Source organism: Rathayibacter sp. AY1A4, from assembly GCF_002930955.1.
In the GTDB taxonomy this organism is placed as follows: domain Bacteria; phylum Actinomycetota; class Actinomycetes; order Actinomycetales; family Microbacteriaceae; genus Rathayibacter.
The window spans coordinates 1-13857 of sequence record NZ_PSTN01000026.1 but is presented as its reverse complement, the minus strand read 5'-3'; the positions used below and the strand labels follow the sequence as shown (position 1 = coordinate 13857).

Sequence of the window (13857 nt, the reverse complement as noted above, 5' to 3'; positions counted from 1 at the left end):
CCTGAGGGGGATCCAGATGACCACCGCTCCCGAGAGCCGCTTCGCCATCGGCGCCGCCGACTTCGAGCTCGACGGCCGCCCGCACCGCATCCTGTCGGGGGCGCTGCACTACTTCCGCATCCACCCGGACCTCTGGGCCGACCGGATCCGCAAGGCCCGCCTGATGGGCCTGAACACCATCGAGACCTACGTCGCCTGGAACGCGCACGAGCCGCGCCGCGGCGAGTGGCGCGAGGACGCCGGGCTCGACCTGGGCCGCTTCCTCGACCTGATCGCCGCCGAGGGCATGCACGCGATCGTGCGCCCCGGCCCCTACATCTGCGCGGAGTGGGACAACGGCGCCCTCCCGGCCTGGCTCTTCCGCGACCCCGAGGTGGGCGTGCGCCGCTCGGAGCCGAACTACCTCGCCGCGGTCAGCGACTACCTGCGCCGCGTGTACTCGATCGTGGCCCCGCGCCAGATCGATGCCGGCGGGCCCGTGGTCCTCGTGCAGATCGAGAACGAGTACGGCGCGTACGGCTCCGACAAGGAGTACCTCGCCGAGCTCGTGCGGGTGACCCGCGACTCCGGCATCACGGTGCCGCTGACCACCATCGACCAGCCCACTCCGCAGATGCTCGCCGACGGCAGCCTGCCGGGCCTGCACCTCACCGGCTCGTTCGGCTCGCGGACCACGGAGCGCCTCGCGACGCTGCGCGAGTTCCAGCCCACCGGCCCGCTGATGTGCATGGAGTTCTGGTGCGGCTGGTTCGACGACTGGGGCACCCAGCACCACACGACGGACGCCGACGCCTCCGCCCAGGAGCTCGACACGCTGCTCGCGGCCGGCGGCTCGGTCAACATCTACATGTTCCACGGCGGCACCAACTTCGGCCTGACCAGCGGCGCGAACGACAAGGGCCGCTACGCCGCGATCACGACGAGCTACGACTACGACGCCCCGCTCGACGAGGGCGGTGACCCGACCGCGAAGTTCTGGGCGTTCCGCGACGTCATCGCGCGCTACGCGCCGGTGCCGGAGGAGGTGCCCGCGGTGCGCCCGCCGGCCCCCGCCCTGACCGCTCCGCTCGTCCCCGGCCCGGCGCTCCTCGGCCTCGGCCAGGCGTTCGGACCGGCCGCGCACCTCGACGCGATGGCCAGCTTCGACGACCTCGGCCACGACGACGGCTTCGTGCTCTTCACGACGACGCTCGACGGCTCCTCCGCTCCGGCCCGCCTCGTGGTGGGCGAGGAGGTGCGCGACCGCGCCTGGGTGCTGCTGGACGGCGTGCCGGTGGGCGTGCTGGCGCGCGACCACCACGAGCGGGCGCTGACTCTGCCGAGCGGACGCGGCGAGCTCGCGATCCTGGTCGAGAACCAGGGCCGGGTAAATTACGGCACACGCATCGGCGAGCACAAGGGCCTGATCGGAGGCGTGACGCTCGACGGCGCCCCGCTGACCGGCTGGGCGGCGCGTGCCCTCGCGCTGGAGTGCCTCCCCGACCTGGCCGTCGCGGCGCCGGCGTTCTCGGCCGGACCGCAGCTCGCCTCCGGCTCGTTCGATCTCGACGAGCAGGCCGACCTCTACGTGGACACGCTGCACTGGGGCAAGGGACTGGTCTGGGTGAACGGCTTCCTCCTCGGGCGCTACTGGCGCCGCGGACCGCAGCGGACGCTGATCGTCCCCTCGCCGGTCACCCGCGCCGGCCGCAACCGCGTCGTTGTGCTGGAGCTGGAAGGCATCGCCGAGCCGGAGATCCGCCTGCTCGCGGGAGCCGAGCTCGGGCACACGGAGATCTGAGCGGCGGAGCGGAGGCGGCGGGAACGGCCGTCGGAGGCGGAGGTTCGCGGTTTCGCGCTCCGTTGCGCGGGTGGGGCCGGGCCGACTCCGATCCGCACGCGCTGCCGGACCGCCTCCGGTCTGCGGGTGCCACCGGGCCGCCTCAGTCCTGCGGGCGGCGCCGGGCCGCCTCCGGGACGCGAGGCTCTGCTAGCCTCAGGCGCCCCGGTGCGGCGCCGGCGGGCGAAGGGGGAGACATGATGTCCAAGACACTGCTGCGCACGACTCTGATGGGAGGCGTGCTGCTGCTCGCCCTCTCGGGCTGCGCGGGGACCGCGACGAGCGGATCGACCCTCCGCCCGTTCACCCCGACGCTCCCCTCGTCGTCGGCCGCCCCGTCCGCCACCGCGACGGCCGCCGCCCCTGCCGCCGACACCGCTCAGAAGACCGGCGAGCAGGTGGCCGCCGTGCTGACCGGCGTGCAGTTCGTGCCCGGCGAGTACGCGAGCATCCAGGAGATGCTCGACTCGATCTACCCCGGCCTCACCGCGACCGACGCCAGCTGCCTCTCGCCGTTCGGCCTGGGCTGGGACACCGCGCAGCCCGCCGCCGGACTCTCGTACGGCACCAGCGCCGACCGCTCCATGACCGCCGTCGTGTCGAGCACCGGCACCGCCGACGCGGCCGCCTCGCTCCTCGCGAGCGCCACCGACGCGACCACGCGCTGCGCCTCCGGCTCGACGCTCTTCGCCATGCAGGGTGTGCCGGTCGAGACGACCGTCGAGCGCACCGAGCAGACGCTGACCGGCGCCGACGAGACGCTCGGCTGGAAGGTGTCCGGAGCCGTGGGCGGCAAGCCGTTCTCGCTCGTGGGCATCACCGCGCGCGTCGGCGGCGACGCGGTCGCGCTCGTGGGCTGGGACCCGACGACGAACACCTCGTACGTCCCGCGCGCGACGCAGCTCGTGGTCGACGGGCTGTAGGGCGCTGGGGCGCTGGACGCTGGGCGCTGGGCGCTGGACGCTGGACGCTCTGAGCTCTGGCTCTGAGCTCTGAGTCCTGCGCTCGACCGTCCTCCCCTCCGCGAGAGTCCAGGAGTTGTCGCACTCGACGCCGAGTGCGACAACTCTTGAACAGTGGGCGCGGGTCGAGCGCCGGGACTCCGAGCTCTCGGCGCTGCATTTCGACCCCCTCTCCTTCGCGACTGTCCGGGAGTTGTCGCACTCGACGCTGAGTGCGACAACTCTTGAACAGTGGGCGGACGATCGGGCCGAGCGCCTGAGCTCAGAGCTCTGCGCGTTGAGCTTCGGGCTTCGGTGCTCGCTCCTCCGCGAGAGTCCAGGAGTCGTCGCAGTCGACGCCGAGTGCGACGACTTCTGAACAGCGGGCGGAGGAGCGGGGCGGAGCGGGCACCGGTCACCGGGCGCCGGGCACCTCCCGAGCTTCGGGCAGCCCGCACACAGCGCTGGAGCGCGGCTCAGGCCAGCCAGGAGAGGGTGCCGCCGTGGGCGGCCGCGCTCGCGAGCGGGACGCCGTCGGCGGCGAGCAGGAACGGCGTCGGCTCGGGAGCCGTGCGGTCCCCGCGCGCGGCGACGAGGTGCGGGAGCAGCGCCTCCGCCTCGAGCGTCACCAGGCTCGCGCCGCGATCGGCGACCGTCACCAGGACGCTCTCGCGCGCGGCCCACGGAAGGTAGACCAGGGTCCCGAGCGAGACGACCACCGTCCGCAGACCCGGCGGCACTGCGTCGAGCAGGGCGGGCAGCTCGGCGGCCGCATCGCCCGCGACGATCGTGGGCGGGTCGTCCTGCAGAGTCTCCACGGCCGAGCGGAGCCGCGCGGTCCGCTCCGGGCGGTCGGGCGGGAGCAGTGCCTTCAGCCAGGCGACGTCCTCGGGCGAGCGGACGTCGAGCGGCGCCAGGTCGAGCCCCCGGCGCCATGCGACGACCGGCAGCCGCCCCGGCGCCGCGCCTCCGCTCACCGCGCACCGCAGCAGAGGCGCGCCCGACCCGAGCCTCGTCTCGCCGTCGCTCGCCGTGAAGGCGTAGGAGTACCGCTCCGGCGCCAGGCAGAGCCCCGCGGAGGCGCCGATCTCGACGAGCGCCACCGGCTCACCGGGCTCCGTGATCCGCTCCAGCGCTGCGACCAGGGGCGCGCACCGCAGCGCCTCGTTGGTCTGCGTCCTCCGCTCGGCGGCGATCGGCGCCACCCGCGCCCACTCGCTCCGGAGCCACGCGGCGAATCCGGCGCCGTCGACGTCGGGCACGCCGAGCAGCCGCGCGACCGAGAAGAGCAGGGACGGCTGCCGGTGCTGCGCGGGCAGCTCGTCGATCAGGGCGAGGAGGCGCGCATCCTCCGCGACGGCGAGCGCCCACTCGACCTGCCGCTCGGAGGTCTGCGCGAGCTCGACGGCGGCGCGGCGGAAGCGGTCGGCGGAGGAGGGCATGCCTCCATCCTGAGGGAGCGGCGCCACGGTTCCTGCAGGAGGCCGCAGGATCCCAGCGGCGGGCGACGACCCCGTCCCCGCGGATGTCGGTGGTCGCCGGTAGAACGGACGCATGTCCGACACCGCTTCGAGCCCCGCGTCCGCGCAGGTCCGCGAGCGGCGCCTGCTCGACGTCCGGCGGATCTACGCCGAGCCGGCCGCGCTCGAGCTGCCCCGCGGGCAGGAGGTCGTGGCGCGGTGGCCGGGCGCCGAGATCGTGCCCGTCGAGTCGCACTGGCTGATCCCGGAGGTGCACGGCGACGAGGCGAACGTCGCGCGCTGGGTGCGCATCAAGACGGAGGCGCTCGTGCTCGGGGTGAAGAAGTCGCTCGTCACGCGCCCGAACGGCCGCTCGGCCGACTTCATCGCCCCCTCCACCGCCAACGGCTGCGCCATGGCGTGCGTCTACTGCTACGTGCCGCGGAGGAAGGGCTACAGCAACCCGATCACGCTCTTCACGAACATCGAGCAGATCCAGCGCCATCTGGCCCGGCACATCGCCAAGCAGGGCCCCAAGGCCGAGGCGAACCAGTGCGACCCGGAGGCCTGGGTCTACGACATCGGCGAGAACAGCGACTGCTCCGTCGACGCGCTGCTGAGCGAGAACGTCCGCGACCTCTGCGAGCTGTTCCGGATGTCGCCCACCGCCAAGGCGTCCTTCGCGACCAAGTACGTCAACCGCGAGCTCCTCGAGTGGGACCCGCTCGGGCGCACGCGCATCCGCTTCTCGCTGATGCCCGCCGAGACGGCGAAGGTCACCGACATCCGCACCTCGCCGATGGCCGAGCGGATCGCGGCGATCAACGACTTCGTCGACGCCGGCTACGAGGTGCACGTCAACTTCTCGCCCGTGATCCTCACCGAGACCTGGCAGCAGGACTGGACCGAGCTCTTCGACCAGCTCGACGCCGCCCTCCACCCGCGGGCGAAGGCGCAGCTCGCGGCCGAGGTGATCCTCCTCACCCACAACGAGGGCCTGCACGAGGTGAACCTCGGCTGGCACCCCAGGGCGGAGTCGCTGCTCTGGCAGCCGGGGCGCCAGGAGCAGAAGGTCTCCGAGAACGGCGCCGTCAACATTCGCTACCGGCGCGACCTCAAGCGCGCGGCCCTCGACCGCTTCCGCGCCCTCCTCGCCGAGCGCCTCCCCTACTGCCGCGTCCGCTACGCCTTCTGAGCGTCGGCGCCCCGCCGGAGCGGCGGCGCGACGACTCGCGGAGGAGCGCACCCTCCTCCTCCCGCCGACTTGCCGAGACACCGCCAACCCGGCGAGACACCACCGCGGAAGGCGGCGCCTCTCGCACGAGAGCAGCGTCTCGCCGCAGGAGCTCGCGCAGCGCGTACGCAGGGGGCCTTACTCCCGTCCGAGCACCCACCGACACCTGCCCCGCCCTGCCGAGACACTGCCGGCCCGCCCGGCACCTCACTGCCGAGGCGGTGTCTCGCGCACGAGCACGGTGTCTCGACGCAGCCGCCCCGCCCACCGGAGGCACCCCGCAACTGAGCCTCGGAGTCGCCCGGCTGGGAGTCCGCCCGGCGGCCGGGGCCACTGCTTCGCATTCCGGATAGCGGCACGTGCCCTCCGAACGAGGGGCGTACTTTCGGAGAACAGCCGGAGGGACGGCCCGACCGCCCGACTCCACGGGCCTGCAGAGCAGGCGTCAACGGGGATCGACGGCTCGGCGCGACGGCATCCGGGCTCGACATCCCGGAGCCCGGCACCCCCGGATCGACACTCCGGACACTCGACTCGGCGGCACAGCACACCCCGGGTCCTGCTCCCCACGAACACCCCCACCATCTCGCACTCCCCCTCCCGGCGGCACTCGCCGGGGCACCCCACCGTCGCGGCCGGCACCCGCGACACAGCACAGAACGGCGGCACGCACCATGGGCGCTCTCCTCTACGGCACTCCCCCCACCTCGCACGAGATCGACGACCGCGCGCTCGCGCACCTCCAGATCGTCATGATCAACAAGTTCCGCCGCGACGAGGCGTTCGCCTTCCAGCTCGACGCCTCGAGCGCGCACGGCACCGGACGCCAGACACTGTGGCTGCACCCGACCATCCCCCTCCAGTTCTCGTTCCACGGAAGCCGCATGCCGGCGATCAACGCCACCTGGGTGCGCGCACTGATGGAGGAGGCCAACAGCGGACGGGGCCTGCGGATCGTCACCGAGCCGGCGCAGCAGCCCGAGTCCTCCGGGCTCACGCACGCTGCCTGAGCGCGCCGTGTCCAGGCGCGACGACGACGAGCCGATGGAGGTCACCGACTTCGTCGAGCTCGCCGGTGCAGTGCACGACGACGCGGGCTTCGAGTGCTCCTCCACTGTCGACGGCGTGACGGGCGCGCTCTGCGTGCTGCCCGACTCCCTGGTGCTGCGGAGCGCCGGCACCGGAGACTCGACCCGCGTCGGCACCCGCGACATCCGCTCCTGGCGGGCCACTCCGGCCGGCGCCACCTTCTCGCTCGCCGTGGAAGCCGGAGCGCGGCACACCGTGGTGCTGCTCACGCAGTTCCAGGCGGCGACCGTCCAGGCCATGACCCGCGCCGCCGGACCCGCGACTGGTTTATCCGCTTAACGAATTCCCCGTTCGGGGCACGCGGTGAGGAGCGCTCCTCGTGCGACCCTGATCGGGATGAACGAGAAGGACGAGGTCATGCGCTCCGACATCGGCGGGCGTGACATCGAGCAGGCGCGGGCCCTCTTCGAGCAGTCGTACAACGGGCACCGCTTCGTCGTCGAGCCCGGCGAGGACTTCTCGTACCGCTACACCTCCGTCGGCGACGGCGATGTGACGCTCCGCGGCAGCCAGTTCGCCGGCTCCGTGCAGGGCTCGATCCAGACCGAGGGCGAGTACGTCGTCTCGTGGCTGACCGCCGGCGCGGGCGTCACCGATCTCGACGGCGACGCGGTGACCCTCGGATTCGGGCAGCCGGCGATCTTCGTCAACGACCGCCCCAGCCGGTTCGAGTTCCACGACTACCGCCAGAACCTCATCCACTTCGACGGCGCGTACCTCGAGGGCATCGCGGAGGAGGTCGAGGGCACCCGCGGCCCCCTCCTCTTCGACACCACCGCACGACCCGAGGGCGCGGCGCTGCGGCGCTGGTCGGCGACCGTCGCGACGGTCGCCCGGGTGATCTACGACGCCGACAGCTCGCCGCTGCTGCGCCGCGAGGCCGACCGCGCGGTCGCCGTCGCCCTGCTCGAGACCTTCCCGCACTCGACGCTGGACACTCCCGGCGACCTCGGAGTACCCCGCTCGGGGCGCCTCCGCCAGGCGATCGAGTACATGTACGAGCACGCCCACGAGCCGCTCCGGACCGAGCAGATCGCCGACGCGGCGGGCATCGGCCTGCGGACGCTGCAGACCGAGTTCCGGCGCGAGTTCGGCTTCACCGCGGTCGACTACCTGCGGCGGATCCGGCTGGACGGCGTGCAGAAGGAGCTGCGGGCGGGCGAGTCCGGAGTCGTCAGCGTCAGCGAGGTCGCACGGCGCTGGGGCTTCGCGCACCTCGGTCGGTTCTCGGCCTCGTACGCCCACCGCTTCGGCGAGCGCCCCAGCACCACGCTCGACACCTGAGGCGTCAGAGGTAGTCGGTCCCGCCGTCGTCCTCGCTGTCGTCGCCCTCGCCGCGCGGCTGCACGGTCGGCCGCGCGGGCTGAAGCCGTCGGGTCTTCTCGCGCATCGACTCCACCGCCTCCGGGTCATCGAGGTCGACGCCGCGGTCGAGCGCCGGGCTGGTGAAGAGCTGGCTGGCCGGTCCGACCAGGAGACGGGTCTCGCCTCGCAGCCCCTCGTCCGAGAGCGACGGCACCACGACCAGGTCCGACTTCCCCACGTTCGCCAGCGCCTGCGCGTACTCGACGACCGCCGAGCACACCTCGTCGCCCAGCAGCACGAATCCGCTCGCGTAGTACAGCTTCTGCATCTCGCCCTCCCCTGGATCCCGGACCGCCCCTCCGGTCGGCCCGTCCCCCGACGCTAGGACGGCGCCGACCGGGTGCCCCACCCCTTGACGGGGGTGGGGCGGAGCGATCAGAGTCCGCACGGAGGGGTCAGAGTCCGCGCGGAACGGGCAGTCGCAGCGCGGTCGCGAGCGCCTCGACGACGCGGGTCGCGCGCACGTCGCCGACCCCCTCCATCCGGTTGGTGAGGAACGCGAAGCCGACTCCCGCGTCCGGGTCGGCGAAGGCGACCTGTCCGCCCGCGCCGTCGTGCCCGAAGCCGCTCGGCGTGAGGTACCGGCGCGCGTCCGTGCCGAGCTGGAAGCCGCAGCCCCAGGCCGGCCACGGGCCCGGCACCGGCCACACCGGCGGGCCACTGCTGAGCGGAGCGGTGGCCCGCTCGATCGTCGCGTCCTCGAGCAGCCGCACGCCGTCCGTCTCGGTGAACGCCGCCGACCAGATCGCGGCGAGCGCCCGGGCCGAGCCGATGCCGCCCGCCCCGGGGATCTCGGCGGCCTGCAGCACGGGATCGTTGAAGCCCGTGCCCGGTCCGACGAGCTCGACGGGCAGCGCACCGCCGAGAGTCATCGCCCGCTCGCCCCAGTCGACGACTCCGGGGGTGCGCGCCGCGGCCTGCGCCGCCGTGAGCTCGGCGAGGGTGGGGCCGACGAGCATCGTCGCGACGCGGCCCTGCTCGGAGGCGGGCAGCCCGATCCACGCCTCCGCGCCGACCGGTCCGGCGATCCGCTCCTGGAACGCGGCGCCGACGCTCCGCCCGGTCACCCGGCGGATCACCTCGCCGATCAGCCAGCCGTGCGTGATCGGGTGGTAGGCGTAGCCCGTTCCCGGCTCCCACAGGGGCTCCTGCTCGGCGAGGCGCCCGGCGACGAGGTCCCAGTCGGCGAGGTCGGCGGTCGTGAGCGGGAGGCGGGGGGCCGAGAGCCCGGCCCGGTGGGCGAGCAGGTCCTGCACGCGCACGTCGGCCTTGCCCGCCGCGGCGAACTCGGGCCAGTAGTCGGCCACCCGGGCGTCGTAGTCGAGCAGCCCCTCCTGCACGAGACGTGCGGCGAGGAGGGAGACGAGGCCCTTCGTGCACGAGAAGACGACGCTGAGGGTGTCCTCCCGCCACGGCTCCTCCGCCCCCGCCTCTCCCGCCCAGAGGTCGACGACCGGCCGGCCGTGCAGCCGCACCGCGACCGCCGCTCCCGAGCCGGGCCGGACGGCCTCGGCGAAGGCGTCGCGGACCCCCTCGAACCCGGGCTCCACGACTCCGTGCACCGCGGTCACCCCTTCACCGCGCCCTGCAGCAGAGCGGTGATGAACTGCCGCTGGAAGATCACGAAGACCAGGATCGTCGGCACGATGATCAGCAGCGCGCCCGCGTTGAGCAGCGGGATGCTGTTGCTGTACTGCCCCTGGAAGAAGGTGAGCGCTCCGGCGACGGTGCGGTCCAGCGGATCGGAGACGAGCACCACCGGCAGGAGGAACTGGTTCCAGGTCCAGAGGAACAGCAGGATCGCGAGCGCCGACAGGGCCGGGCGCGCGAGCGGCAGCTGGATCCGGCGGAACTCCTGCCAGGTCGTCGCGCCGTCCACGCGCGCCGCCTCCGAGAGCTCGGACGGGATCCGGACGAAGTGCGCGCGCATCCACACGACGCTGAAGGGCATGTAGAGCCCGATCAGCGGCAGGATGATCGCCCACTGGGTGTTCAGCAGGCCCAGCGACTGGATCTCGTAGTACAGCGGGATGATCAGCGACTCGAACGGGATCGTGAGCCCGAGGATGAGGAACACGAAGACGAACCCGCCGCCGCGGATGCGCAGGTTGCCGAGCGCGTAGCCGGCGAGGGTCGCGAAGAGCAGGCTGATCGGGACGACGCCGAGCACGATCAGGGCGCTCGACCCCATCAGCTGCAGGACGTGCCCGGTCTCGAAGGCCTGGGCGAAGTTGCCCCACTGCGGGTCCGTCGGCCAGGTGAGGCCGGTCGGATTCACGTCCGCCGGCTGCAGCGCCGCCGAGAGCATGTTGACCAGCGGGATGACGGTCAGCACGAGCACGACGATCAGGACGACGCGGCCGATGACGACCTCGGACTTGGTGACGATCATCGGTCGCTCACTCTCGAGAGGCGCTGGAGGGGGAGGACGCAGGCGAGCACGAGCACCATCAGCACGATCCCGAAGGCGGAGGCGAGCCCCACGTCGCTCTGGGTGAAGCCGATCCGGTAGATCGAGATGCCGGGCACCAGGGTCGAGCGGCCGGGGCCGCCGAGCGTGGTCGTGTAGATGATGTCGAAGCTGCTCAGCGCTGCGATCACGGTGATCGTGGTGAGCACCGAGATCTCCTGGCGCAGGCCCGGGACCGTGATGGTGAAGAACTCCCGCAGCCACGTGCCGCCGTCGAGACGGATGGCCTCGTAGAGCGAGACGTCGATCTTGCCGATGCCGGTGAGGAAGAGGACCGTGCAGAGCCCGGTGAGCACCCACGAGCCGATCAATCCGACGGCGGGGAGGGCGGTCTGGAAGTCGCCCAGCCACGGCCGCGCGAGCGAGCCGAGCCCGACGGCCTGCAGGATCTGGTTGACCGCTCCGGTCTGCGAGTACATCCACGACCAGGCGATGCCGGCCGCGGCGAGCGGGATGATCTGCGGCAGGAACAGGATCGTCTGCGACACGCTCGAGAAGACGCCGGGGCGCATCGAGCGCAGCAGGCTCGCGAGGACCAGGCCCGCCGAGACCGGGATCACCGTGAAGTAGAGGATCAGCACGAAGGCGTTGCCGATCGAGCCGAGCAGGTCGGGATCGGTGAACACGCGGAGGTAGTTCGAGAAGCCCACCCACTCGGAGGGGCCGACGCCGTTCCACTTGTAGAACGAGTACTGCACCCCGGTGATCAGCGGGTAGATGACGAACGCGATGTAGACGAGCAGGGCCGGCACGACGAAGAGCCAGCCGACGAGGGTCGCCCGCCGCGCCGCAGTGCTCCTGCGGCGCGGCGTCCCGCTCCGGCCCCCGCGGTCGACGGCGCTCGAGACGAGAGGGCCGGCCGCGGTCATCCGGCGAGTTCCTTCGCGTAGAACTCCTGCACGGCCGTGACGAAGTCCTGGCCGGAGATCTGGCTGGTCACCAGCAGCTGCGACTCCGGGATGATCGCGCCCGCGTAGATGCCCGCGGTCGCGTTCGACATGAAGTCGACCTGGCCGTCCTCCGCGCCGATCTGCGCCGACATGGCGAGCGCCTGCTCGAGCAGCGAGCCCGACTCGACCTCGGGGAGCGCCTGGGCCGGGTCGCCGCCGGGAGCGGCACCGGTCACGTCGACGACGATCTGGCGCGCGGCCTCGTTCGTGTGGATCCAGTTGAGGAAGAAGACGATCTCGTTGAGGTGCGACGACTTCGCGGCGACCGAGAACGAGTTGGCGGCGCCCATGGCCACGTGGCTCCCGCCCTCCTCGGCCGGGGGCACCAGGAAGAAGTCGACGCCGTCGCCCATCTTGGTCTGCGTGTCGGCGGCCGCCCAGTTGCCGTTGAAGGCGAACAGGCCCTCGCCGCCCTGGAAGCGGCTGACGAAGGAGGAGTAGTCGATCGCGTTGATGTCCGAGGGGAAGTAGCCCGCGTCGGCCCAGGTGCGGACGAGCTCCGCGCCCTTCACGTTGCCGTCGGTCTCGTAGGTGGCGCCGGGGACCGTGAAGATCCAGTCGGCCATCTCCTGCTTGTCGGCGTACTGGTTCATCGCCGCCTGCACGACGAAGTTGACCACTCCGTCCTTGTCGCCGGCCATGATCGGCAGGACGCCGCCGGCCTTCGCCTTCGCGAGGTCCTCCTCGAACTCGGCGAGCGTGGTCGGCGGGGCGTCGATCCCGAGCTGCTTCGCGAGCTCCAGGTTCATGTAGATGCCGGTGACGCTGTAGCCCAGGCCCAGCTGGTAGAGCGAGCCCTTCCCGCGGACGCCGTCGGAGTCGACGCGGAGCGGGGCGAGCTGCGAGGCCGACCAGGCGTCCCAGCCGTAGGCGTCGAACCACGGGTCGAGGTCGGCGAGCAGGCCGTCCTTGACGGTGTCGCCGATGGTGGGCAGGCGGATGAGGTCCGGCGGAGTGTCGCTCGCGAGCAGCTTCGGCGAGTTGGCGGTGAGGTTCGCGAAGGTGTCGCGGTTGATGGTGAAGGTGACGTTCGGGAACTGCTTCGTGAACTCCTCCGTCAGCTTGTCGGTGACGGGGAAGCCGGTCTCGTCGGCGATGACGAGCTCGACGGTGTCGCTGGTGAGCTCGGTGCTCACGTCGACCGAGGAGCTCGCGGCCGGGGCGCTCGAGCCTCCGGGCGCGCAGGCGGCGAGCGTGAACAGGGCCGCGACCGAGCCGGCGCCGACCAGGACGGTCCTGCGGCCGATCGGCGTGCCGGGGGTGGGGAAAGACATGCGGTGACTCCTTCGTCGTGGGTGCAGGTGCTGCTGGTGCCCGGCCGCCCGGAGGGGCTCGAGCCGCGGCTCCGGACGGCCGCCTGAAACCTTTGAGCGGGGGACTAAAAGGTTTCAGGTGTGGATATAGTCTGTGCACACGGAAGACTTGTCAAGGGCGACGGCGGGAGGCGGCGGGCATGGCGAAGAAGCGCGTGACGCTCGCCGACGTGGCCCGCGAGGCCGGGCTGTCGATCTCGGCCGCGTCGATGATCCTCAACGGGAAGCCCGAGACCGGGCTGTCGCAGGACGCCCACGAGCGGGTGTTCGCCGCCGCCGAGGCGCTGCACTACCGGCCCAACGTCGCCGCCCGCGGGCTCCGCACCGACAAGACCCGCACGATCGGCTTCATCTCGGACCAGATCGCGACCACGCGCTTCGCCGGCGGCCTGATCAAGGGCGCGCTCACGGCGGCCGAGGCGGCACGGCACGTCGTCCTGCTCCTCGAGACCGGCGGCGATCCGGCGCGCGAGGCCGAGGCCGTCGACGCGGTGCTCGACCGCCAGGTCGACGGCATCATCTTCGCCTCGATGCGCTCCCGCGAGTTCTACGTGCCGGAGCTGCCCGCCTCCACCTCCGTGGTGATGCTCAACGCGACGAACTCGCAGCACCCCGCGTCGATCCTGCCCGACGAGTACGCGGGCGGGCGCGCCGCGGTGGAGCTGCTGCACGCGCACGGCTACCGCGACGGGATCGCGCTGATCGGGCAGAACGACGAGGTCGAGCGCGACCGCTTCCGCTCGGCGACGGTGGCCGAGCGCGTCGCCGGCATCCGCGACGCCATGGCCGAGAAGGGGCTCGCGTTCGTCGCCGAGGAGTCGATCCCCGACTGGGAGCCCGAGCACGGCCACCGCGCGGTCGCCGACCTGCTGGCGCGGCGCGACGACATCCGCCTTCTGCTCTGCCTCAACGACCGGATGGCGTTCGGCGCCTACCAGGCGGTCGCGGAGGCGGGGCTCTCGATCCCGGGCGACGTCGCCGTGGTGTCGTTCGACGACGACGAGCTGGCCGCCTACCTCCGCCCCGGGCTGACGACCGTGGCGCTGCCGCACGAGGAGATGGGCCGCCGGGCGGTCGAGCTGCTGCTCAGCGGCGCTCCGGGAGAGCGGGTGCTGGTGCCGATGCCGTGGATGGAGGACGAGTCGGAGCCGAACTCGGACATGTGGGCGACGGCCGACGAGTCGACGGCCGACGTCGTCGCGCTGTACCGCCGCGT

The 13857-nt window shown here is 72.3% G+C and carries 13 protein-coding genes; 7 read left to right on the top strand and 6 right to left on the bottom strand.

Translation table 11 applies throughout. The features are described from left to right. Positions 1-16: 16 nt before the first annotated feature. Positions 17-1780, top strand: coding sequence for a beta-galactosidase family protein (locus C5B92_RS13970; protein ID WP_104261385.1), 1764 nt, complete (start codon positions 17-19; stop codon positions 1778-1780). A gap of 236 nt (positions 1781-2016) precedes the next feature. Continuing rightward, positions 2017-2742, top strand: a complete 726-nt coding sequence (locus C5B92_RS13965) for a hypothetical protein (RefSeq protein WP_104234091.1) — start codon at positions 2017-2019, stop codon at positions 2740-2742. Between the two features lie 494 nt (positions 2743-3236). Here C5B92_RS13965 and C5B92_RS13955 read toward each other — a convergent pair whose 3' ends face one another. Further along, a complete protein-coding gene (locus C5B92_RS13955) occupies positions 3237-4202 on the bottom strand; it encodes a DUF2332 family protein (protein ID WP_104350508.1) in 966 nt (321 codons plus the stop codon). Between the two features lie 112 nt (positions 4203-4314). Between C5B92_RS13955 and C5B92_RS13950 the strand changes: the two genes are divergently transcribed. The 4 genes from C5B92_RS13950 to C5B92_RS13935 all read left to right on the top strand — a co-directional run bounded on the left by C5B92_RS13950 (position 4315) and on the right by C5B92_RS13935 (position 7827). Continuing rightward, positions 4315-5415: a spore photoproduct lyase family protein gene (locus C5B92_RS13950; RefSeq protein WP_104345898.1), complete on the top strand. Its 1101-nt coding sequence runs from the start codon at positions 4315-4317 to the stop codon at positions 5413-5415. A 713-nt stretch (positions 5416-6128) separates the two neighbouring features. Continuing rightward, on the top strand, positions 6129-6464 hold the full coding sequence (locus tag C5B92_RS13945) for an ATP-dependent DNA ligase (RefSeq protein WP_104223411.1): 336 nt from the start codon (positions 6129-6131) through the stop codon (positions 6462-6464). 7 nt (positions 6465-6471) lie between these two features. Then, positions 6472-6822: a hypothetical protein gene (locus C5B92_RS13940; protein WP_104223412.1), complete on the top strand. Its 351-nt coding sequence runs from the start codon at positions 6472-6474 to the stop codon at positions 6820-6822. 57 nt (positions 6823-6879) lie between these two features. After that, the gene (locus C5B92_RS13935; protein WP_104223413.1) at positions 6880-7827 is read left to right on the top strand and encodes an AraC family transcriptional regulator; all 948 of its coding nucleotides are present in this window, start codon (positions 6880-6882) and stop codon (positions 7825-7827) included. A gap of 4 nt (positions 7828-7831) precedes the next feature. Here C5B92_RS13935 and C5B92_RS13930 read toward each other — a convergent pair whose 3' ends face one another. The 5 genes from C5B92_RS13930 to C5B92_RS13910 form a co-directional block, all read right to left on the bottom strand. Then, entirely contained in the window at positions 7832-8176 is a 345-nt protein-coding gene (locus C5B92_RS13930; protein ID WP_104223414.1) for a hypothetical protein, read from the bottom strand. Between the two features lie 127 nt (positions 8177-8303). Further along, entirely contained in the window at positions 8304-9479 is a 1176-nt protein-coding gene (locus C5B92_RS13925; protein ID WP_104255798.1) for a serine hydrolase domain-containing protein, read from the bottom strand. Further along, positions 9476-10300, bottom strand: coding sequence for a carbohydrate ABC transporter permease (locus C5B92_RS13920; protein WP_104239126.1), 825 nt, complete (start codon positions 10298-10300; stop codon positions 9476-9478). Before C5B92_RS13920 ends, C5B92_RS13925 begins: the two co-directional genes overlap by 4 nt. Then, a complete protein-coding gene (locus tag C5B92_RS13915; protein WP_104250415.1) occupies positions 10297-11247 on the bottom strand; it encodes a carbohydrate ABC transporter permease in 951 nt (316 codons plus the stop codon). The genes C5B92_RS13920 and C5B92_RS13915 overlap by 4 nt, the downstream gene beginning before the upstream one ends. Then, positions 11244-12602 (bottom strand): ABC transporter substrate-binding protein, encoded by a 1359-nt coding sequence (locus tag C5B92_RS13910; protein WP_104255797.1) that lies wholly within the window; start codon positions 12600-12602, stop codon positions 11244-11246. Before C5B92_RS13910 ends, C5B92_RS13915 begins: the two co-directional genes overlap by 4 nt. A 179-nt stretch (positions 12603-12781) precedes the next feature. Between C5B92_RS13910 and C5B92_RS13905 the strand changes: the two genes are divergently transcribed. Continuing rightward, positions 12782-13857, top strand: a 1076-nt coding sequence (locus tag C5B92_RS13905; RefSeq protein ID WP_104350507.1) for a LacI family DNA-binding transcriptional regulator, incomplete at its 3' end; no start/stop codon positions are given.

Coding starts and splice junctions, on each gene's coding strand:
- C5B92_RS13970 (WP_104261385.1), top strand. CDS start 17: ATGACCACCGCTCCCGAGAGCCGCTTCGCCATCGGCGCCGCCGACTTC.
- C5B92_RS13965 (WP_104234091.1), top strand. CDS start 2,017: ATGATGTCCAAGACACTGCTGCGCACGACTCTGATGGGAGGCGTGCTG.
- C5B92_RS13955 (WP_104350508.1), bottom strand. CDS start 4,202: ATGCCCTCCTCCGCCGACCGCTTCCGCCGCGCCGCCGTCGAGCTCGCG.
- C5B92_RS13950 (WP_104345898.1), top strand. CDS start 4,315: ATGTCCGACACCGCTTCGAGCCCCGCGTCCGCGCAGGTCCGCGAGCGG.
- C5B92_RS13945 (WP_104223411.1), top strand. CDS start 6,129: ATGGGCGCTCTCCTCTACGGCACTCCCCCCACCTCGCACGAGATCGAC.
- C5B92_RS13935 (WP_104223413.1), top strand. CDS start 6,880: ATGAACGAGAAGGACGAGGTCATGCGCTCCGACATCGGCGGGCGTGAC.
- C5B92_RS13930 (WP_104223414.1), bottom strand. CDS start 8,176: ATGCAGAAGCTGTACTACGCGAGCGGATTCGTGCTGCTGGGCGACGAG.
- C5B92_RS13920 (WP_104239126.1), bottom strand. CDS start 10,300: ATGATCGTCACCAAGTCCGAGGTCGTCATCGGCCGCGTCGTCCTGATC.
- C5B92_RS13915 (WP_104250415.1), bottom strand. CDS start 11,247: ATGACCGCGGCCGGCCCTCTCGTCTCGAGCGCCGTCGACCGCGGGGGC.
- C5B92_RS13910 (WP_104255797.1), bottom strand. CDS start 12,602: ATGTCTTTCCCCACCCCCGGCACGCCGATCGGCCGCAGGACCGTCCTG.